The sequence below is a fragment of the Paractinoplanes rishiriensis genome, assembly GCF_016862375.1.
In the GTDB taxonomy this organism is placed as follows: Bacteria; Actinomycetota; Actinomycetes; order Mycobacteriales; family Micromonosporaceae; genus Actinoplanes; species Actinoplanes rishiriensis.
In genome coordinates, this window is record NZ_BOMV01000112.1 from 13,299 (window position 1) to 33,463 (window position 20,165).

At 67.8% G+C, this 20,165-nt stretch carries 18 protein-coding genes, 1 tRNA gene and 1 pseudogene; 9 read left to right on the forward strand and 11 right to left on the reverse strand.

Going from position 1 to position 20,165, the window contains the following annotated elements:
* The first annotated feature begins 100 nt into the window (after positions 1 to 100).
* Together Ari01nite_RS46150 and Ari01nite_RS46155 are read left to right on the forward strand one after the other, a co-directional pair.
* Positions 101 to 307: a helix-turn-helix transcriptional regulator gene (locus tag Ari01nite_RS46150; protein WP_203790748.1), complete on the forward strand. Its 207-nt coding sequence runs from the start codon at positions 101 to 103 to the stop codon at positions 305 to 307.
* A gap of 3 nt (positions 308 to 310) precedes the next feature.
* Complete coding sequence (locus tag Ari01nite_RS46155) at positions 311 to 1,513, forward strand: tyrosine-type recombinase/integrase (protein ID WP_203790699.1); 1,203 nt, start codon at positions 311 to 313, stop codon at positions 1,511 to 1,513.
* Positions 1,514 to 1,653: 140 nt separating this feature from the next.
* Here the strand turns inward: Ari01nite_RS46155 and Ari01nite_RS46160 are convergent, their stop codons facing one another.
* The 3 genes from Ari01nite_RS46160 to Ari01nite_RS46170 all read right to left on the reverse strand — a co-directional run bounded on the left by Ari01nite_RS46160 (position 1,654) and on the right by Ari01nite_RS46170 (position 5,459).
* Positions 1,654 to 3,939 (reverse strand): NACHT domain-containing protein, encoded by a 2,286-nt coding sequence (locus tag Ari01nite_RS46160; protein WP_203790701.1) that lies wholly within the window; start codon positions 3,937 to 3,939, stop codon positions 1,654 to 1,656.
* A gap of 476 nt (positions 3,940 to 4,415) precedes the next feature.
* A tRNA-Pro gene (locus Ari01nite_RS46165) sits at positions 4,416 to 4,492 on the reverse strand.
* A 73-nt stretch (positions 4,493 to 4,565) separates the two neighbouring features.
* Positions 4,566 to 5,459, reverse strand: a complete 894-nt coding sequence (locus Ari01nite_RS46170; protein WP_203790703.1) for a metallophosphoesterase — start codon at positions 5,457 to 5,459, stop codon at positions 4,566 to 4,568.
* Between the two features lie 25 nt (positions 5,460 to 5,484).
* On the opposite strand from Ari01nite_RS46170, the gene Ari01nite_RS46175 reads away from it, so the two are divergent.
* Positions 5,485 to 5,940: a GatB/YqeY domain-containing protein gene (locus Ari01nite_RS46175; RefSeq protein ID WP_203790705.1), complete on the forward strand. Its 456-nt coding sequence runs from the start codon at positions 5,485 to 5,487 to the stop codon at positions 5,938 to 5,940.
* 78 nt (positions 5,941 to 6,018) lie between these two features.
* The gene (locus Ari01nite_RS46180) at positions 6,019 to 6,441 is read left to right on the forward strand and encodes a hypothetical protein (RefSeq protein WP_203790707.1); all 423 of its coding nucleotides are present in this window, start codon (positions 6,019 to 6,021) and stop codon (positions 6,439 to 6,441) included.
* Between the two features lie 47 nt (positions 6,442 to 6,488).
* On the opposite strand, the gene Ari01nite_RS46185 is transcribed toward Ari01nite_RS46180, so the two are convergent.
* From Ari01nite_RS46185 to Ari01nite_RS46195, 3 genes are all read right to left on the reverse strand, one after another.
* Positions 6,489 to 6,785, reverse strand: coding sequence for a hypothetical protein (locus Ari01nite_RS46185; protein ID WP_203790709.1), 297 nt, complete (start codon positions 6,783 to 6,785; stop codon positions 6,489 to 6,491).
* A gap of 111 nt (positions 6,786 to 6,896) precedes the next feature.
* Entirely contained in the window at positions 6,897 to 9,071 is a 2,175-nt protein-coding gene (locus tag Ari01nite_RS46190) for a putative bifunctional diguanylate cyclase/phosphodiesterase (RefSeq protein ID WP_203790711.1), read from the reverse strand.
* A gap of 4 nt (positions 9,072 to 9,075) precedes the next feature.
* Positions 9,076 to 10,236 (reverse strand): FIST signal transduction protein, encoded by a 1,161-nt coding sequence (locus Ari01nite_RS46195; protein WP_203790712.1) that lies wholly within the window; start codon positions 10,234 to 10,236, stop codon positions 9,076 to 9,078.
* 92 nt (positions 10,237 to 10,328) lie between these two features.
* On the opposite strand from Ari01nite_RS46195, the gene pyrE reads away from it, so the two are divergent.
* On the forward strand, positions 10,329 to 10,853 hold the full coding sequence (gene pyrE, locus Ari01nite_RS46200; protein ID WP_203790714.1) for an orotate phosphoribosyltransferase: 525 nt from the start codon (positions 10,329 to 10,331) through the stop codon (positions 10,851 to 10,853).
* 79 nt (positions 10,854 to 10,932) lie between these two features.
* On the opposite strand, the gene Ari01nite_RS46205 is transcribed toward pyrE, so the two are convergent.
* Both Ari01nite_RS46205 and Ari01nite_RS46210 read right to left on the reverse strand, forming a co-directional pair.
* Complete coding sequence (locus Ari01nite_RS46205) at positions 10,933 to 11,979, reverse strand: aspartate-semialdehyde dehydrogenase (RefSeq protein ID WP_203790718.1); 1,047 nt, start codon at positions 11,977 to 11,979, stop codon at positions 10,933 to 10,935.
* Between the two features lie 8 nt (positions 11,980 to 11,987).
* Entirely contained in the window at positions 11,988 to 13,253 is a 1,266-nt protein-coding gene (locus tag Ari01nite_RS46210) for an aspartate kinase (protein ID WP_203790719.1), read from the reverse strand.
* Between the two features lie 145 nt (positions 13,254 to 13,398).
* On the opposite strand from Ari01nite_RS46210, the gene Ari01nite_RS46215 reads away from it, so the two are divergent.
* From Ari01nite_RS46215 to Ari01nite_RS46230, 4 genes and pseudogenes are all read left to right on the forward strand, one after another.
* On the forward strand, positions 13,399 to 14,181 hold the full coding sequence (locus tag Ari01nite_RS46215; RefSeq protein WP_203790720.1) for a hypothetical protein: 783 nt from the start codon (positions 13,399 to 13,401) through the stop codon (positions 14,179 to 14,181).
* Positions 14,182 to 14,364: 183 nt separating this feature from the next.
* Positions 14,365 to 16,098, forward strand: coding sequence for a 2-isopropylmalate synthase (gene leuA, locus Ari01nite_RS46220; protein WP_203790721.1), 1,734 nt, complete (start codon positions 14,365 to 14,367; stop codon positions 16,096 to 16,098).
* A gap of 72 nt (positions 16,099 to 16,170) precedes the next feature.
* Positions 16,171 to 16,800, forward strand: coding sequence for an HNH endonuclease family protein (locus Ari01nite_RS46225; protein WP_438872303.1), 630 nt, complete (start codon positions 16,171 to 16,173; stop codon positions 16,798 to 16,800).
* A 20-nt stretch (positions 16,801 to 16,820) separates the two neighbouring features.
* Positions 16,821 to 17,051, forward strand: a pseudogene (locus Ari01nite_RS46230) (hypothetical protein); the annotation flags it as partial.
* Here Ari01nite_RS46230 and Ari01nite_RS46235 read toward each other — a convergent pair.
* The 3 genes from Ari01nite_RS46235 to Ari01nite_RS46245 are packed head-to-tail and all read right to left on the reverse strand — an operon-like array spanning position 17,032 to position 20,137.
* Complete coding sequence (locus Ari01nite_RS46235) at positions 17,032 to 18,093, reverse strand: ABC transporter ATP-binding protein (RefSeq protein WP_203790723.1); 1,062 nt, start codon at positions 18,091 to 18,093, stop codon at positions 17,032 to 17,034. The pseudogene Ari01nite_RS46230 and the gene Ari01nite_RS46235 sit on opposite strands and share 20 nt — an antisense overlap.
* Positions 18,090 to 19,124: an ABC transporter ATP-binding protein gene (locus tag Ari01nite_RS46240; RefSeq protein WP_203790724.1), complete on the reverse strand. Its 1,035-nt coding sequence runs from the start codon at positions 19,122 to 19,124 to the stop codon at positions 18,090 to 18,092. The genes Ari01nite_RS46235 and Ari01nite_RS46240 overlap by 4 nt, the downstream gene beginning before the upstream one ends.
* A complete protein-coding gene (locus tag Ari01nite_RS46245; RefSeq protein ID WP_203790726.1) occupies positions 19,124 to 20,137 on the reverse strand; it encodes an ABC transporter permease in 1,014 nt (337 codons plus the stop codon). Before Ari01nite_RS46245 ends, Ari01nite_RS46240 begins: the two co-directional genes overlap by 1 nt.
* Positions 20,138 to 20,165 lie beyond the last annotated feature (28 nt).

Sequence of the window (20,165 nt, forward strand, 5' to 3'; positions counted from 1 at the left end):
CATGCACGCCACACCGACGTCCCGAACCGGGTTCGGCACGGTCAGCCAATCGAGATGCGCTGTGTCTGCGGCCCGCATCGTCCGGCACGGCAGGCCGACGATGAGCGCCTCGTCGACCGCTTGGCGGCCCGACCCGCTCCTAACTGTCGATGACGTCGCTGCCTGGCTGGGCAAGCCGAAGAACACCCTCTATGCCTGGCACAGCCGAGGTAAGGGACCTCGCGCCATTCGGGTCGGCAACACTCTTCGCTACCGCCGCAGCGAAGTCGAACGCTGGCTCGACTCCCAAACCGACCCGGAGCGCTGAGTCATGGCGCGACCTTCGCTACCGATCGGGACCTACGGCAACATCCGCACCGAGACGCTCGGCGCCAACCGCTTCTGTGCCCGAGCCCGATTCCGCGACTACGACGGCAGAGTTCGCGATGTGGAGGCCACCGACGTCACCGGCCCGGCCGCTATCCGGGCGTTGAAGGCCAAGATGCGCGACCGAGCCACCCCGAACGATGACGAGATCACCCGCGAGACCTTCGTCAGCAAGCTGGCCGAGTTGTGGGTCGAGGAGATCCTCGCCGAAGAACGCGTCACGCCGCAGACCGTCGACAGGTACAGGACGAGCCTGCGAACCGCGATCCTGCCGGCCGTCGGAAACCTCCGCCTCCGAGAGGCCACCGTCGGCCGGCTCGACAAGTTCCTGCGCGAGGTCGCCAAGGACCGTCCGTCGGCAGCCAAGGGCGCAAAGGTTGTCCTCAGCCAAATGTTCGGCTTAGCGGCACGCCGAGGCGCGCTCACGACTAATCCCGTCCGCGACACTGGGCGCCTTCGCAAACCACGCCGCACGGTGGCCGCCCTCGACACCGACCAACTCGAAGGAGTCCGCACCGCCATCCGGAAGTGGCAGGAGCCGATCCCCGGCAAACCAGGCCCTCGGCACACCGGCGACCTGGCCGATATCGTCGACCTCTTGCTCGCCACCGGCGCCCGCATAGGCGAGATCCTCGCCCTGCGCTGGCAAGACGTCGACCTCGCCGCCACACAACCGACCGCGACCATCTGCGGAACCATCGTCTACGTCAAGGGCAAGGGCTTCTTCCGCCAGGACTGGACCAAGACCGACGCCGGCTATCGGACCATCATCCTGCCCCGCTTCGCGGTCGGGATGCTCATGGCCCGGCAGCTCACCGCCGTCGACAGCCCTGACAACGCGATCTTCGCTTCACGGCGGGGAACCTGGCTGTCGCCGCAAAACGTGCGGCGTCAGTGGCGCCAAGCCCGCGCCGATACTGGCCTCGAATGGGTGACCCCGCACAGCTTTCGCAAGACCGTCGCCAGCCTCATCGACAGAGAGGCCAGCGCGAAGCACGCCGCCGCCCAGCTCGGCCACGAGAGCGAAGAGATCACCAAGAAGCACTACATCGTCAAGCCGGCCGTTGCCCCGGACAGCTCACACATCCTCGAAAAGCTCAGCCCCGATCAGCCAGCAAGCGGCAAGAACGCCAGCAGCCAAGGATAGAACCGGGCGCATGCAAGATCTTTTTCGGCGCATGGGCTCCAGTGCAGAACCAGGCGCGCCGAGATTTGTGCCCACCTCAACAACCTTGGGCGACTAGCACGGAACAATGTAACCGCGGATCTAACAATACAACCGCGGATCTATTGCAGTGCCGCCGCCTCGCCGTAGAGCGAGTCGTCTGAACCGCGTGGGGCCGTCACAAATCCATGAACGCGTTTTTGGCTCGCCCGATCCGGTAGCCACACCGGACGGGAATTGATCTTTACCTGCGTTGCCAACTTCTCTTTTTGTAGAATGGCGAGTGCGGCGGGAACTAGCCCTCGCTCACTCTGAGGCATACCGCGAAGAAGGGCGCTTTCCGCCCGGCCCCGACCCCGCTGCATGTAAAGCTTGCGGAGCAAGACAATGACAACCTTAACTCCGATTGGGAGGTCGCTGGCAACCACGGAGGCGTTTCGTTCCAGGGAATCTGGAAAATCGCCGAAGGTGCAGTTGGCCGCGAATCGCTGAGCTGGCAAATCAGATGCCCCTGCACGGCCGAATAGGACATCTATATAGCAGCCGTCAAAAGAAGGCAGCAGGCGAGGGTCCACTTCTCCTGAGATTTCAAGAGATTCGAAAATGCAGTTACTGAAAGAAATCGACGACAGGTCCGGCTGGCCCTCAAACAGTTCAAGCGAAGGCACGTGTACGCCATCAATATTGACCGTCGAATTATCGAGCCCGCATCCAAGGGCGAGACTGGCGCGCACAATATCTGCAGCGAGGACGTCGAGGTCAGCTCTCACGGCAGTTATCGCTGCGGCCCCAACCAGCTTTTCTGTAATATTATCCTTGCATTGGATTGCCACGACGTCGACGCCCAATTGCGTAAGAGAAACATTCCATCTTGAAGCCACCGAGTCGCCCGTGAGTACGGGGGTCAGGATAAACTCGCTGACGTCCCGCGCTTGCGCTGCGGCCGCCAGGTCAGCGTCGATGAAGTATCGCGTGCCTTGTTGAGCATCTGCATCAACGGCTAGCCCTGGCAAACGATGAAGAATGGTTCGCTGGTCGTCACTAGGCTCCTGGCCTCGAATGAGCGCGAACCCTTCGGTAATCTCGGAGTACGTTAACGGACCAAGGCCACTCGGCTTACATCTCGCCACTGAGGCGAGGCGCTCCAATGTCGCTCGGACACTGCCGACATCGATTCCCGCCTCAATATCGGACTCGCGACTAGAGATAATGTCGAGTAACGCATTCCAACCGGCGGCAGGCGCGAGATCCAGTGTTGAATCGCTGATCTCCTCAAGTTTGCGTTGCGCTGCCAGGTGACCAATCAATAGCGGTCGCGCAGGGAGCCATGCCGGAAGAGTGAACCAGTTCTTCCGACCGAGGTACTCACGTATCTGTGCCTCATTGAACTCTGCAACTTCGAAAATGAGGCGTGATCTATCGTCGAAGAGAGCATCGCGCAACTCTGCTTCATTGTCAAAAAAGTGGCGTCTTCCGGCGACAGCGACTGCGGCCTTTCGTGGCGTTTCCTTGAAGAATCTCCTAACGAGCTCCATCGCCCTCATACGCGTTTCCCGCAGCAACCGCACATCACTGCTCCAACCGGGAGCTGCGATTTCGTCGAAGCCATCCAGGAGTACGTGGATATAGCCTGATCGCCATGCCGCCACAAGAGACTCTGGCCGATCAAAACCGATTTCCTCTGCATGATGCGTGAGCGCCACGCGTGGGGTCTTCTGGCCCCAATGGTCACGGAGGTTGAGGTGGACCGGATAACGGAGTGTGCGATTTTGCTTGTGCGCGTCCGCCAATTGGAAAAACAGCTGCCTGAAGGTCATGCTCTTGCCTGCGCCGTAGTCCCCGACTAAGGCATAGCGTTGTCCAGAGAGCAAGCGTTCCGCTAGGTCGTCGACATGCAATACTTCCAAATCTCCACTAGACGAGGCGCTGCTGGGAAGGATATCTACAGGGACGTACCGTTCAAGCGGCCCGTGGGGATCTTCCGGATTCCGCGCACTTCCGAACGGCGCCTCACGGCGGCGTTGCAGATATGCGAGAGAGTCAAAGAGACGGGACTTAAATTGAGCGAAAGACAACGCTTTTATTCGGGGGTCGATGCCTCGTAACTCTTTAGTTTGCTCCGGCGTTGGAGCGTGGAGCGTTACGAACCAACCCTTTGCAAGGCGGCCATCGGTTCCTGTCCACCGCTTGATCGCCTTATGCAGCTTTTCGCCGTCGTGCTTCGCTTTGTCGAGTCGGCGGGATACCGTTGCCTCCACGCAGTGAACAATGTCATGGTCGAAAAAGATCCCGTCGTGCTCGACCGCTTCGATGTTCAGCATGCCGTCGGTTCTCGCGTGGGGCCAAAGTGCTCTTGCAACTGTTCGGACTTCTTCTTCAAATTCGTCTTGATCGACATCAGCAGTCACGGCGATAGCTCCTCACGAGGCTCCGGATATCGTACTGCCTGCGACTCGGCGTGGCATCGTCCTCCCGAATAATCAGTCCGCCTTCGATAGCCTCTTGGTCGGACGCGGCACGAGGTCGCCTCAGTAAGTCCGGATTGACTGATGTGCGAAGCCTAATTCTGGCGCTGCCGGTTCATGTCGGAAAGTGTGAAGCTTCCTGCTGTTTGCATGATTTGAATATCAGCTCGACGGCGATAGCGTGCCGGAACTTGAAGGTCGCCCGTCGGGCCACTCCGCCGACTGTTTCGGTTGCCGGACATCACCCGAACTCTCGCCGTCACGTCGCGTACCCGCAATGCACGGCTGAGGTCGCACCTGGGTGACCGCAAGAACCTGGTCGCGTCCACGGGTTTGTGGGGAGTTTTCGAGGGACGGTTCAAAACTCCACGGACAAAGGGTATGCCCTGACCAGCATTCGGCTGGTCAGGGCATACCAATGGTCGGGGTGGCCGGATTTGAACCGACGGCCTCTTCGTCCCGAACGAAGCGCGCTACCAAGCTGCGCCACACCCCGAGCTGCGTTGGAAATACTATCCGACGCCCCGCCGGACGCGAAATCGGTATACCCCTGGGTGTGTTGTCGCAGGTCAGCGCGGTATCAGGGTCAACACCGAGGCCTCCGGACGGCAGGCGAACCTTATCGGCGCCGTTGGGTGAGTGCCCAGGCCGGCCGACACGTGCAGCCACGCGTCCGAGCCTGGCCAGCGGTGCACGCCCTTGGCCATGGACTGCGGCAGGTCGCAGTTGGTGGTCAGCGCCCCATATCCGGGCACGCACACCTGGCCGCCGTGGGTGTGGCCGGCCAGCAGCAGCGTGAAGCCGTCGGAAGCCATCGCGTTGAGGACCCGAGACGCCGGCGTGTGGGTGACCCCGATGTGCAGGTCGGCCCCAGACGAAATCGGCCCCGCCACCGACGGGTAGTCGTCGCGTTCCACGTGCGGGTCGTCCACCCCCACCAGTTCCAGCGACCGACCCCCGGCCTTCAGGATCGTGCGGGCGTTGTTCAGGTCAGCCCATCCCGCATCCACCAGCGCGGCCCGCAAATCTTCCGTAGGCAGGTCAACGCCCTGGACGTACTCGCGCGAGGGCAGCAGATACCGCAGCGGATTGCCCCACACCGGGCCCCTGTAGTCGTTGGAGCCGAACACGAAGGCCCCGGGCAGCGACAGGAAGGGGTCCAACGCTCGGAGCACACCCGGAACCGACGAAGGGTCGGACATGTTGTCGCCCGTGACGACCACGAAGTCGGGGTCGGTGCCGGCCAGCGCCGCCACCCAGGACTGCTTGCGCCGCTGGTCGGGCATCATGTGCAGGTCCGAGATGTGCAGGATGCGCAAGGGCTCGGCGTCCGGTTCCAGGACGGGTACGTCGAAGCGGCGCAGCGTGAACATGTTGCGTTCGACCAGTGAGGCGTAGGCGAACGTGGCTCCGCCGGCGGCTACTACGCCGGCGGCCAGGGCGATAAGGGGGCGCTTCCGCATGACGGCAAGAGTAGTTTCTCCGGGCATGGGAACGCTGAAGGACCGCCTGAACGATGACCTGCACACCGCGATGAAGGCCCGGGACGAGCTGACCACGGCGACGCTGCGGATGGCGCTGGCCGCCGTGCGTACGGCCGAGGTGGCCGGCAGCGCGGCGCGGGACCTCAGCGACGACGAGGTTTCGGCCGTGCTCACCAAGGAGTCCAAGAAGCGGCGTGAGGCGGCTACCGCCTTTGCCGACGCGGGGCGGGCCGAGCAGGCGGCCAAGGAGCGGTCCGAGGGCGAGATCTTGGAGCGTTACCTGCCGCAGCAGCTCAGCGACGACGAGATCGCCGACGTGGTTCGGCAGGCGCTGGCCGCCGGCGGGTTCAGCGGGCGTGGGCAGATGGGTCCGGCCATGAAAGCGGCGCAGGCGGCGGTGGCGGGCCGGGCGGAGGGTGGCCGAGTGGCCGCCGAGGTTCGCCGCCAGCTGGGGGTTTAAAAGGGGAGTTGAAAGCACTCAGGTCGGCGGGTCGGCAACCGATGTGCTCCGGGACTACTCCTCCCCCCTGGAGAGCCTATGAACGAGCCAGCACCCGCCGACCTCGACATGACGGTCAAGCTCACCCTGCCCACCATCGAGCCGTACCAGCAGGCCGCCGACGCCACGACCCAGTTCGCGGCGATCACGGCCGGCGCGCCGTCCCCCAGCGTCTACTCGTCCTCGCGACAGCCGGTGCCGGCGGCCGTCGGGGCACCGCCGGCGATGTCGGTGCCGGGCTATGGGATGCCGGTTTCGCCGGCGGTGGGTTACGGACCGCCCATGTACGCCTACCACCCCGCCTACGGTCCGCCAGGGCCGGAGGCCGTCCCGGCGTACCACTACCCACCGCCACCGGCGCATCCGGTGCAGAAGAACGTCCCGTTGTCGTTTCTGCTGGCGTTCACCGGCACCCTGGCCGCCTGCATGCTCACGGTCACTCTGGTGCTACTTCTTAAATAAACCAAGGGGGTACGGCGTCAGCGCCGTACCCCCTTGTCATTTGCACTTCAGAGCGCGAGTTGGGGACGGACCGGAACCGCCGCGACCGCCGGTCCGACACTGCGGGCCGGCAGCTGCTGCGGCACCGAATAGGGGCCCAGCATGGATTCGACCGCGGGTGCGATGGATTGGCGGTCGTTGAGCTGGATCAGCCGGGCCGCGCGGGCCAGAGAACCGGTCTCGCCGTCGCGGAAGCCCTCGCGGTAGCCCTTCTCGTAGCGTTCGCCGCGGCCGAGTGCCCGGCCGAGGGCGAAGCAGGTGGAGCCGGCGAGAGCGAGGAGGAAGAACAATGCGAAGGGTGTCACGGAATGTTCCTTCCGAGTAACTAGCACCAATTAGGCGAAAAGTACCCCAAAAGGATCTCCGATATTGTAGCACCGAGATCAAGTACGCGGATGGGTGAAACCGGGCCGGTCTCAGTGGACTAAGGCCCTGCCCAGGCGGGTCGGGACGTCCTCGGGGTCGGCCGGGCGGCAGAGATGATAGCCCTGGCCGTAACCGCAGCCCAGCCTGCGCAACGCGTCCAGCTGGGCGGCGTTTTCGATCCCCTCGGCCACCACTCTCAAGCCGAGGATCTGGGCCAGCTCGACGATGGTGCGTACCAGTGCGAGATCCTCGCCGGTCAGCTCGGCCCGGGCGATGAACGCGCGGTCGATCTTGAGCTCGTCGACCGGGAGCTCGCGCAGGTAGGCGAGCGACGAATACCCCGTACCGAAATCATCGATGGACAGCTGGACGCCGAGACCGCGCAACGCATGCAGTGCCGCCTTGCCCAGGTCGGGCTCGCTCATCAGCACCGACTCGGTGAGCTCCAGGGTGACCGCGCTGGACGGCAGGCCCGCGATGGCCAGCGCCCGCATCACGTTGTCGGCAAAGCGGGGATGCACCAGCTGGTGGCCGGACACGTTGACGTTGAGGCCCAACTCCGGGAAGTCGCGCCGCCACCGGGCCACCTGCACGGCACTCGACTCCAGCGCCCACTGGCCGATGTCGACGATCATGCCGAACTCCTCGGCCACCGGGATGAAGTCGACCGGCGAGACGAAGCCGCGCGCCGGGCTGTGCCAGCGGATCAGCGCCTCCACCCCGGCCGCCACGCCGTCCGCCAGGCGCACCAGCGGCTGGTACTGGAGGCGGAACTCGCCCTCGCGCAACGCCCGCTGGAGATCGCCGCGCAGGCTCAGCCGGTCGAGCGCCTCGGCGTGCATGTACGGCTCGTAGACCAGCACCCGGCCGGGCCCGTCCTTCTTGGCCCGGTACATCGCCACGTCCGCGTTGTGCAGCAGCGCCTCCGGCCGCTCGACCACGTCGCGCGAGGTGGCGACGCCGACGCTGGCGCCGATGAACACCTCGCGGCCGGCCACCCGGAACGGCTCCCGGAGCGCGGCGACGATCCGCTCGCCGACCAGCGTGGCGGCCTCGATCGGCGAGTCGTGCAGCAGCGCCGCGAACTCGTCGCCGCCGAGCCGGGCAGTGGTGTCGCTGGCCCGTACGCATCCCCGCAGCCGGCGGGCCACCAGGGCGAGCAGCTGATCGCCGGCGTCGTGCCCGAGGCTGTCGTTGACCGCCTTGAACCGGTCCAGGTCGACGAAGAGCACGCTGGTCGGATCGCTCGTGGTGGCCCGGGACGCCAGCACCCGGTTGAAGATCTTGAGGAACAGCGCCCGGTTCGGCAGGCCGGTGACCGGGTCGTGGTGCGCCTCGCGGACCGCCTCGACAGTCCGCGCGTCGGTCAGCGCGAGGCTCACCTGCTGGGCGAACGCGGCCAGTTGATCGCGTTCCTCGGTGTGCTCCTCCATGGCGCCGGCCAGGTGCGCCACCAGGCTGCCGGCCATCTCGCCGGTGACCCGGACCGGGGCGGCGATCACCGTGCCGGTCGAGTCCGGCCGGATCACCACCGCGCCGCCGGCCATCGCGGCCCGGGCCGCCGCCTCCTGCAACATCTCGTGGTCGGCGCCGCCCGCGGTGGAGGTGACGCTCAGCCGCCGGTCCGGGCCGCCCTCGGCGAGCATCAACGCGACCGCGGCGCCGTTCAGCAGTTCGGCCGCGCCGCTGGTCACCGCGTCCAGGATCTCCGGCAGGGGCCGCCGGCCGGAGATCGCCCGCTGGATGGTGAGCAGCGACTCGACCAGCCGTTGCCGGGTCTGCGCGGTGCTCGCCTGGCGTTCCTTCTCGGCCCGCAGATGGCGCTCGGCGGCCAGCACCCGGATGCTGCGCAGGGCGAGACCCAGCACCTGGGCCATGCCCGCCAGCATCTGCCGTTCCTCCGGACCGAACGGCTCGAGGCGGCCCACCACCATGGCGTCGGCGTTCTCGCCGCCGAGCGGGCTGGGCGCCACGTTCAGTTCGCCGATGCCGCGCAACTCCACCAGGGTCTGCCCGGCGGCCGCGGCGAGCAGGGCCATCTCCGGGACGGTGGCGCCAAAGCCGTACGGGCCCAGCACCTTGCCGTCCCGGACCACCGCGCCCACCTCTGCATCGACCATCTCGCAGGCCCGCACGACCGCGGCGTCGATCGCGGTGATCTCGTTCTCGGCCGCGTTGACCGCGGTGAAGAACTCGGTGAGCAGGTGCGTCGACCAGGTCAGCATCGGGTCAGGCCAGCGCGAGGGTGACCAGGGTGAGGTGGTGCATGCCGCTCGCGCCACGGGTCCGGGCGATCTCGCCGACGGTGTAGAAGCCGGCAAACGGCGCCCCGCCCAGCGCCGTCCGCATGGCCTCGATCTCCTCCTCGAGGCCGCCCTCGACCAGCCCGGCCCGGCGGCCGCCGCAGTCGAACGCGAGCACGCCGAGCGGGGCGAGGCCGTCCAGCCCGGCGCGCGCCTCGGTGCACGACCAGGTGGCGCCGTCGATCAGCGCCTGCCGGTCGGCCTCCATGAGCCAGACCAGCGCGCCCTCGGGCACGTCGGCGGTGCTCCAGACCGATCGATCGTCGTCGTCGCCGGCGTGGATGACCCGGATGTCCTCGCCGTTGCGCCGGGACAGGCCGAGCGGTTGCAGCGGGCGGCCCTGGTCGAAGAACTCGTCCGCGGTGCCCTCGAAGTTGTTGCGGCGCAGCAGCACGTCCAGGGCCGGCTCGTCGTCCAGCTGGTAGATCCGCGGGCCGACGCTCCTCGTCACGATCATCGGGGGTTCGGTACGCCGCCACCCGTGCGCGACGCCGATGCCGATCGGTCCGTCCGACCCGAGCGCGACGCCCACCACGTGATGGCTCAGCACCTCGTCGTTGTGGAACTGGAAGGTGCGCTGGTATTTGCGGTCGTCCCCGGCGAAGCCGCCGACCATCGGGGTGATCGCGCCGACCACCGAGTAGGCGCCGCGGACGATCTCGTGCGGCCGCCCGGTGAGCGCGTCGCACAGCATGATCAGCACCTTGTTCGGGCCGTGCAGCCCGCGCAGCGCCTCGGTGACGTCGATGCCCGCGGCGCGCTGGTCGTGCTCGTCGACCGGGGTCACCCGGGTCTGCACCCAGAAGCCGTCGCCGCCCAGCGCGGCCACCGACACCCCGCCGACGGTCGCACCGCCGGCGCCGAGTTCGCCCATCGTGGTGCAGCCGACGATCACCGCGTCCGGTCCGGCTTCGGCCCGGACGGCCGCGAGCAGCGCCGGCAGGTCGTGCGAGGCCGAGCAGAAGACGAAGACCGCCTTGGGCGGCCGGCCGCCGATCGCCTCCGCGGCGGCCTCGGCACCGGCCTTCGCGGAGTCGCCGGCATTGCTCTGGCCGCTACCGAACCACCGGTGCGGGTTGGTCAGCATGATCCCCTAATCGGCACCAATTGTCGGTTGCTGAGTGGTTGCGTGCGGGGTGCTGTTCTGCGCCGTCCGGCGGCCTGACAGGCTAGGACCTTGTGACTTCCTCTGACCTCGCGCGGCAGGTCCGCGACGTGAGCCGGCTCACCGGGCAGTTCGTGCTGCGCTCCGGCCGGACCGCCACCGAGTATTTCGACAAGTATCAGTTCGAGGCCGACCCGGAGCTGCTCGACCAGCTGGCCGAGCGGATGGCCGTGCTCATCCCGGACGGCACCGAGGTGCTGGCCGGCCTGGAGATGGGCGGGATCGCGGTGGTGACCGCGCTGGCCCGGCACGCCAAGCTGCCCACGGCGTTCGTGCGCAAACAGGCCAAGCAGTACGGCACCGCGCGGCTGGCCGAGGGCGCCGAGGTGGCCGGCCGCCGGGTCCTGGTGGTCGAGGACGTGGTGACCTCGGGCGGCCAGGTGGTGATCTCGACGAACGACCTGCGCAAGCTGGGCGCGCACGTGGACCACGCGCTCTGCGTGATCGACCGGCAGGAGGGCGGCAGCCAGGCGCTCTCGGCCGAGGGCATCACCCTGCGCGCCCTGCTGACCCGAGCCGACCTCGAGGCCGCGGCTTGATGAAGCGCCGCTGAGCCGTGACTATCGCGGGCGATCGCCTGGTAACCGGGCGATCGCCCGCGGAGCGAAGCGGAGCCAGTTACTCAGCGGCCAACAACTCGGCGATCTGCACGGTGTTGAGGGCGGCGCCCTTGCGCATGTTGTCGCCCGTGACGAACAGGTCGAGGGCGCGCGGGTCGTCCATCGCCCGGCGGATGCGGCCCACCCAGGACGGGTCGGTGCCGACCGCGTCGATCGGCATCGGGAACTCGCCCGCCTCGGGGTCGTCGACCAGGATCACGCCGGGGGCGTTGCGCAGCGCCTGCCGGGCGCCCTCGGCGGTGACCTCGGAGCCGAACACCGCGTGCACCGCGATCGAGTGGCCGGTGACCACCGGGACCCGGACGCAGGTGGCGGACACCTTGAGCGCCGGCAGCCCCAGGATCTTGCGGGACTCGGCGCGAAGTTTCATCTCCTCCGACGACCAGCCGAGCGCGGCCAACTCGCCGGACCAGGGCACCACGTTGAGCGCCAGCGGGGCCGAGAACGGACCCAGGTCGTCGCCGACCGCCTGCCGCACGTTACCCGGGCGGGAACCGAGCAGGCGGTCGCCGGCCACCTTGCTGAGCTGGTCGTGCAGGGTGTCCACGCCGATCTGCCCGGCGCCCGAGGCGGCCTGGTACGAGGCGATCACCAGCTCGCGCAGGCCGTACTCGCGGTGCAGCGGCGCGATCGCCATGATCATCGCCATCGTGGTGCAGTTGGCGTTGGAGACGATGTTGCGCGGGCGGTCGCGCAGGGCCTCCTTGTTGACCTCGGGCACCACCAGCGGCACGTCCGGTTCCATCCGGAACGCGGCGGAGTTGTCGACCACCGTCACGCCGCGCGCGGCGGCCACCGGCGCCCACTCCAGCGAGACGGTGTCCGGCACGTCGAACATGGCTATGTCGACGCCGTCGAACGCGTCGGCGGTCAGCTCGTGGACGGTCAGCTGCTCACCGCGGCAGGATAGCCGCTTGCCGACCGACCGGGCCGACGCGAGCAGCCGGATCTCCCCCCAGACGTTGCGCCGGGACGAGAGCAACTCGAGCATGACTGTCCCGACGGAGCCGGTGGCTCCGACGACGGCGAGCGTGGGCTGCGCCATCGGATCGCTTACCGGCCGGTGCCCGCGTATACCACCGCCTGCTCGCCGCCACCCAGCTCGAACTGCTCGTGGACGGCGCGGACCGCGGTGTCGAGATCGGTGTCGCGGCAGACCACCGACACCCGGATCTCGGAGGTGGAGATCATTTCGATGTTGACCCCGGCCTCGCCGATGCAGGCGAAGAACGAGGCGGCCACGCCCGGGTGCGAGCGCATGCCGGCGCCGATCAGCGAGACCTTGCCGACGTGGTCGTCGAAGAGCAGGCTCTTGAACTTGATCTGCTCTTTGATCTTGTCGAGCGCGGCCATCGCGGTGGGGCCGTCGGCCTTCGGCAGGGTGAACGAGATGTCGGTGCGGCCGGTGCCCTCGGTCGACACGTTCTGCACGATCATGTCGATGTTGATCTCGGCCTGGGCGACCGTGTTGAAGATGCGGCCGGCCGCGCCGGGCTCGTCGGGCACCCCGACGATCGTGATCTTGGCCTCGCTCCGGTCGTGAGCGACCCCGGTGATCAGTGCTTGCTCCACGTCAGGGTCCTCCATCGAGCCGGTGACGAGCGTGCCTTCTTTGTGGGAGTACGACGAGCGTACGTGGATCGGCACCTTGAAGCGGCGCGCGTACTCCACGCATCGCAACATCAGCACCTTCGCCCCGCCGGCGGCCAGCTCGAGCATCTCCTCGTACGTGATCTGCTTGATGTGCTTGGCGTCGGCGACGATCCGGGGGTCGGCGGTGAACACGCCGTCGACGTCCGTGTAGATCTCACAGACGTCGGCGCGCAGTGCGGCCGCGAGCGCCACCGCGGTGGTGTCCGACCCGCCCCGGCCGAGCGTGGTGATGTCCTTGGTGTCCTGCGAGACGCCCTGGAAGCCGGCCACGATGGCGATCGCGCCCTCGTCGAGGGCGGAGCGCAGCCGGCCGGGCGTGACGTCGATGATCCGGGCCCTGCCGTGCACCGAGGTGGTCAGCACGCCGGCCTGCGAACCGGTGTACGACCGGGCCTCGTAGCCCAGGTTGTGGATGGCCATCGCGAGCAGCGCCATCGAGATGCGTTCGCCCGAGGTGAGCAGCATGTCCAGCTCCCGGCCGGGCGGCAGCGGGCTGACCTGATTGGCCAGGTCCATCAGCTCGTCGGTGGTGTCGCCCATCGCGGACACCACGACCACCACGTCGTCGCCGGCCTTCCGGGCGGCCACGATGCGCTCCGCCACCCGCTTGATGCGCTCGGCGGTCGCAACGGACGAGCCACCGTACTTCTGCACCACCAGAGCCACGGGTTAACCATTCCTTCGACGTCACAAGGGCAATCGGAACCACCCTAGCCGCGTCCCGGCCACGGGCCGACAGGCGATCCCAGATTCCGGCCGCCGGCGGCGCGTCGGCGCCGGGCGTGAGGCCCCAGGAGGCGAGAATGTCTCGATGCGCCCACGTGCCCTCGTCTCGGCGGCCGCCCTGCTGGTTCTGGCAGTGGCGGCGTGCGGCGGTCCGGCGGAGCGCGAGCCGGCCGATCCCACCGTCCTGCCGCCGGCCGGTGGCGACGGCGGTGACGCCCGCGCTGACCTGGCCGCACGGGCCGCGCTGGCGCTGGACAAGTCGTACGCGGCGCTCTACACGCTGGACGACGACGGCTCCGGCCGGCAGCACCACGTGGTGGCCACCATCGCCGCCGACGGCACCTGGCGGGTGGACGTGAGCGGCGGCGCGCACGGCGGCGCCACGGATGTGTCGATCGTCTCGATCAAGTCCGGCGTCTATCAGTGCACGGTGGCGACCGCCACCAACCCGATCAACCCGACCTGCGTCCGGGTGGCGGCCGCCGGCAAGCGCGTGCCCAAGGCGTACGACCCCCAGGTCGAGCGCCTGTTCCGGCAGTGGCTCGGCGTCTTCACCGACCGGCAGGCGGCGATCTCGGTCGCCGAGGTCGAGCCGCTGCGCGGCGCGCAGGGCAGCTGCTACTCGATCGACTCGATCTCGGCGTCGCTCAAGGCGCCGGTCGACATCGGCATCTACTGCTACGCCAACGACGGGGTGCTCACCGCGGCCCGGGTCGGCTTCGGCGTGCTCACCATCGTCAGCCAGGCGGCCGGCCCCGCCACCGTGCAGTTGCCCGGACCGGACGTCGGCGGCCAGCCGATGCCCACCGAGGCGCCGCCACCACCGCCGCCCGCCGTGGAGCCCTCCGGTTCCACGCCGCCCGCATGACTTCGACTTCCCACGATCCGGGCATAGAGTTAGCCTCGTCCAAGTTGATCACGTAGGGTGATTTTCGACATGTGGCAGGCACTCCTTCTTCGCTGCCGCGACGAGGCCCCATTCCAGGCCGGCACCTCGTCGCGGGGTTGACGCGCGCCGCCGCCTCGTCTTCCTTCCTTTTGGAGCAGCTACATGTCCACTTCTGAGAACCCCTTTGCGTCCCAGCGTCCCAGCGTCATGCCGTTCGAGCGCTATCAGCCGTACCAGAAGCAATTTGCCATTGATCTGCCCGACCGGCAGTGGCCCACCCGCACCACCACGGCGGCACCCCGCTGGTGCGCGGTCGACCTGCGGGACGGCAACCAGGCGCTGATCGACCCGATGTCCCCCGAGCGCAAGCGCCGCATGTTCATGCTGCTGGTGCAGATGGGCTACAAGGAGATCGAGGTCGGCTTCCCGGCCGCGTCGCAGACCGACTACGACTTCATCCGGCAGCTGATCGAGCAGGACCTGATTCCGGACGACGTCACCGTCCAGGTCCTGACCCAGTGCCGTGAGCACCTGATCGAGCGCACCTTCGAGTCGCTGCGCGGCGCCAAGCGCGCGATTGTGCACTTCTACAACTCCACCTCAGTACTGCAGCGCCGGGTCGTATTCGGCCTGGACAAGGACGGCATCACCGACATCGCGACGAGTGCGGCCCGGCTGTGTCAGAAGTACGCCGAGATCCACACCCCGGACACCGACATCTATTACGAGTACTCCCCGGAGTCGTACACCGGCACCGAACTGGAGTACGCCCTGGAGATCTGCTCGGCGGTGATCGAGGTGATCGACCCCACCCCGGACCGGCCGCTGATCATCAACCTGCCGGCCACCGTCGAGATGGCCACCCCGAACGTGTACGCCGACTCGATCGAGTGGATGCACCGGCACCTGCCCCGGCGCGAGTCCGTGGTGCTGTCGCTGCACCCGCACAACGACCGCGGTACCGGCGTGGCCGCCGCCGAACTGGGCCTGCTGGCCGGTGCCGACCGGATCGAGGGCTGCCTGTTCGGCAACGGCGAGCGCACCGGCAACGTCGACCTGGTCACCCTGGCGCTGAACATGTTCTCCCAGGGCATCGACCCGATGATCGACTTCTCCAAGATCGACGAGATCAAGCGGACCGTCGAGTACTGCAACCAGCTGCCGGTGCACGAGCGGCACCCGTACGTGGGCGACCTGGTCTACACGTCGTTCTCGGGCTCCCACCAGGACGCGATCAAGAAGGGCTTCGCGGTGCTGCGGTCGGACGCCGAGGAGGCCGGCGTCGAGGTCGCGAACTTCGGCTGGGGCGTGCCCTACCTGCCGATCGACCCCAAGGACGTGGGCCGCAGCTACGAGGCGGTCATCCGGGTCAACTCGCAGTCCGGCAAGGGCGGCGTGGCATACATCATGAAGGAAGAGCACAACCTGGACCTGCCGCGCCGGCTGCAGATCGAGTTCTCCGGTGTGGTGCAGCACCACACCGACGAGGAGGGTGGCGAGGTGTCGCCGCAGGAGATGTGGGACATCTTCGCCGGCGAATACCTGATCGAGCACCAGACCGCGGCGGCCTTCAAGATGGAGGGCTACAGCACGGCCACGGTGGACGGCAAGGTCGAGATCGACGTGGAGGTCATGCACCGCGGCGTGCGGCGGCCGCTGACCGGCGTCGGCAACGGCCCGATCGACGCGTTCGTGCACGCCATCCAGCCGCTGGGCATCCAGGCCCGGGTCCTGGACTACCAGGAGCACGCGCTCACCGCGGGCGGCGACGCGCAGGCGGCGGCGTACGTCGAGGTCGAGGTGGGCGACGTCACGGTGTGGGGCGTCGGCATCGACCCGAACATCGTGAGCGCTTCGATCAAGGCCGTCAACAGCGCCGTCAACCGGGTGCGTTAGGCATTCACCCGTGTGCCGCCGGGGCCTTACGCACCCGGTGGCACACGGGCACGGCACCTCTACGCTGTAGTCGTGCCCCCACGTACCGCAATCTTGATCTTTGCCGCCGCCCTCACCCTCAGCGCCACCACCGCCTGCGAGGGCATCGCCCTCGAACCCGCACCCGGCTCCACGCCGGACGAGATCGTCACCACCCAGCTGGGCGAGCTGACGGTGGCCAAGGCCGGCTCGATGCGGGGCTACAGCCGCGAGAAGTTTCCGCACTGGCGGGACACCGGCGAGAACTGCGACGTCCGCGACTCGGTGCTGGCGCGCGACGGCCGCAACGTGAAGCGCTCCGGCTGCAACGTGGTGGCCGGCACCTGGACCAGCGTCTACGACGGCAAGGTGCTCAACTCACCCACCAAGGTGGACATCGATCACGTGGTGCCGCTGGCCAACGCGTGGCGCTCAGGTGCCTCCTCGTGGACCGCCGAGAAGCGCGGCAACTTCGCCAACGACCTGGACACCCCGCAACTGGTCGCGGTCTCCGCCACCTCCAACCGGTCCAAGGGCGACCAGGATCCGTCGACCTGGAAACCGACGGAAACCAGCAGCTGGTGCGCGTATGCGGAAGACTGGATCGCGGTGAAGGCCCGGTGGGAACTGACCGTCACCAGCGCGGAGAAATCCGCCCTCGCCGACATGCTGGAGAGATGCTGATGACCGAGCCGCTCCGGACCGATATCGTGCCGGGCCCCGGTGGCGTGATGACCGACGAGGTCGGCGTCGTCACCGGTGACCTCACGCTGCAGACCGAGGTCGCTGAGGGCCAGGTGACCGTACGCGTGCAGTACCGGGAGGCGGACGAGTGGTACACCGTGACCGGTGGCCGGGCGGCGATCGCCGACCCGGCCGACGCCGCCGCCGTGCACCAGATCGCGGTAGGACTCCTCAATCGGCCCGAGGGGTGACGCTCGCCGGGCGGCGGCCGGTCACCTCTTCGTCGTCGACCACCGGGAAGTGACACGCGGTCAGGTGTGACGCCGGGTCCTCGTTCCGGGCGATCAGCGGCGGCTCCTCGGTGGCACAGATGTCCTGCGCCTTCCAGCAGCGGGTGCGGAAGCGGCAGCCCGACGGCGGGTTGATCGGGCTGGGCACGTCGCCGGTGAGCAGCACCCGCTCGCGCTGGGCACTGTCGCGCCGGGAGGGGTCGGGCACCGGCACCGCCGACATGAGGGCGACCGTGTACGGGTGGTGCGGCCGCGCGTACAGATCCTCCCGCTCGGCGATCTCCACCACCTTGCCGAGGTACATGACCGCGACCCGGTCCGAGATGTGCCGCACCACCGACAGGTCGTGCGCGATGAAGACGTAGGTCAGGTCGAACTCGCTCTGCAGGTCTTCCAGCAGGTTGACGACCTGGGCCTGGATCGACACGTCCAGCGCGGAGACCGGCTCGTCGGCCACGATCATCCGGGGACGGAGGGCGAGCGTACGGGCGATGCCGATGCGCTGCCGCTGACCGCCGGAGAACTCGTGCGGGTAGCGGTTGTAGTGCTCCGGGTTGAGCCCGACCAGTTCGAGCAGGTCCTGCACCGCGCGCTTGACGCCGTGCTCGGTCTTGACGTTCTGGATCCGGAACGGGGCACCGACGATCGCGCCCACCGTGTGCCGCGGGTTCAGCGACGAGAACGGATCCTGGAAGATCATCTGCATGTCCCGCCGGAGCGGGCGCATTTTGCCCTGGCTCAGGTGGGTGATGTCCCGGCCCTCGAACGTGATCGAACCGCCGGTCGGCTCCAGCAGCCGGGTCAGCAGCCGGCCGGTCGTCGACTTGCCGCAGCCGGACTCGCCGACCAGGCCGAGCGTCTCGCCCTTGTAGACCTCGAAGTCGATGCCGTCGACCGCGCGCACCGCGCCGACCGTCCGCCTCAGCAGGCCCTTCGTGATCGGGAAATGCTTCTCGAGGCCGCGAGCCGACAGCAGCGGTTCGCCCTTCTGCTGCTCGCTCACTTGCCGGCCTCCAGCTTCGGCTTGACTTCCTCGACCCAGATCCGGCGCCGCTCGGTCGCCGGCAGGTGGCAGCGCACCCGGTGCCCGCCGCCGGCCTCGGTCAACTCCGGCCGCATGGTGCTGCCCAAGCCGCCGGTCCGGGGCTCGTAGACGCACCGGGGGTGGAACGCGCACCCGGACGGCAGGTTGATCAGCGACGGCGGGGAGCCGGCGATCGGGATCAGCCGGTCGGTGAGCGGCCGGTCCATCCGCGGCATCGAGCCGAGCAGGCCCCAGGTGTACGGGTGCTCGGGCGCCTCGAAGATGGTCCGCGCCGAGCCGTGCTCGACCGCGCGGCCGCCGTACATGACCAGTACGTCGTCGGCCAACTCGGCCACCACGCCCAGGTCGTGGGTGATCACGATCAGTGCCGAGTTGAACTCCTGCTGCAGGTCGCGCATCAGATCGATGATCTGCGCCTGCACGGTCACGTCCAAGGCGGTGGTCGGCTCGTCCGCGATCAGCAGCTCGGGGTCGCAGGACAGCGCCATGGCGATCATCGCGCGCTGCCGCATACCCCCGGAGAACTGGTGCGGGTAGTCGTCGACCCGGCGCTCCGCCTGTGGAATGCCGACCCGCTTGAGCATCTCGATGGCGTGCTTGCGGGCCACCTGCTTCGAGACGTTGTTGTGCACCCGGTAAGCCTCGACGATCTGCTTGCCGACCGTGTAGTACGGGTGCATCGCGGACAGCGGATCCTGGAAGATCATCGCCATCTTGCGACCGCGGAGCCGGCGCACCTCGTCGGCCGGCGAGTCGACCAGTTCCTTGCCGTCCAGCCAGATCTCGCCGGACACCCGGGCGTTGCGCTTGTTGTGCAGCCCCAGAATGCCGAGGCTGGTCACCGACTTGCCGGAGCCGGACTCTCCCACGATGCCCAGAGTCCGGCCCCGCTCCAGCGAGAAGGTCAACCCGTCGACGGACTTGACCAGCCCGTCGTCGGTCGGGAAGTGGATCTTCAGATCCCGGATCTGGAGAAACGGATCGGGCATCAGTTGAGCCTCACTCGTGGGTCGACCACCGCATAGAGCAGGTCGACGATCAGGTTGGCGAACACGACGAAGAAGGCGGTCAGCATGACGACGCCCAGAATCTTCGGCAGGTCGTTCGTCGCGATCGCGTCGATCGCGTACTTGCCCAGACCCGGCAGCGAGAAGGTGGTCTCGGTGAGGACGGCGCCGCCGAGCAGCAGGCCGACGTCGAGACCGAAGATGGTGACGATCGGGGTCAGCGCGGCCCGCAGACCGTGCCTCGTGATCACGGTGCGTTCCGGCAGGCCCTTGGCGTGCGCGGTGCGCACGTAGTCCTCGCTCATCGTCTCCAGCATCCCCGCCCGGGTGAGGCGGGCATAGGCGGCGGAGAACAGGAACGCCAGCGTGACCCAGGGCAGCAGGAGGTCGTACGCCCATTCCAACGGGTTCTCGTTGATCGGCGTGTAGCTGCCGCCGGGCGCCGTGATGCCGAGGTTGTAGCTGAAGATCGCCAGCGACATCAGGCCGGTGAAGAAAATCGGCAGCGAGACGCCGGCCAGCGCGATGCCCATGGCCGCGCGGTCGAAGATGCTGCCCCGGCGCAGCGCCGAGATCACACCGGTGGTCACGCCGGCCACCAGCCAGATCACCGCGGCACCCAGGGCCAGCGAGAAGGTGACGGGCATCCGGTCCAGCAGCTCCGGCCAGACCGGCGTACGCGAGATGAAGGAGTAGCCGAAACACGGCGCAGGGCAGTGCTCCGGGCCGGGGCCCAGGTCGTACGTCGATCCGGCGAAGATGCCCTTGAGCCATTGCCCGTACTGCACCCAGATCGGGTCGTTGAATCCCAGGCGGTCGGCGGCGGCCGCGATCTCGCCGGCGTCGGCGGTCCGGCCGACATAGCGGGCGGCCAGGTTCTCCGCGCTTCCGCCGGCCCAGCGGGGCACCAGGAAGAAGATGGCGAAGGTGACCATGCTGACCACGACCAGCATGAGCATGGCGCCGATCACGCGCCGAATGATGTATGTCGCCACGATGTCCGGCTACGTGAGGCCGGCCACC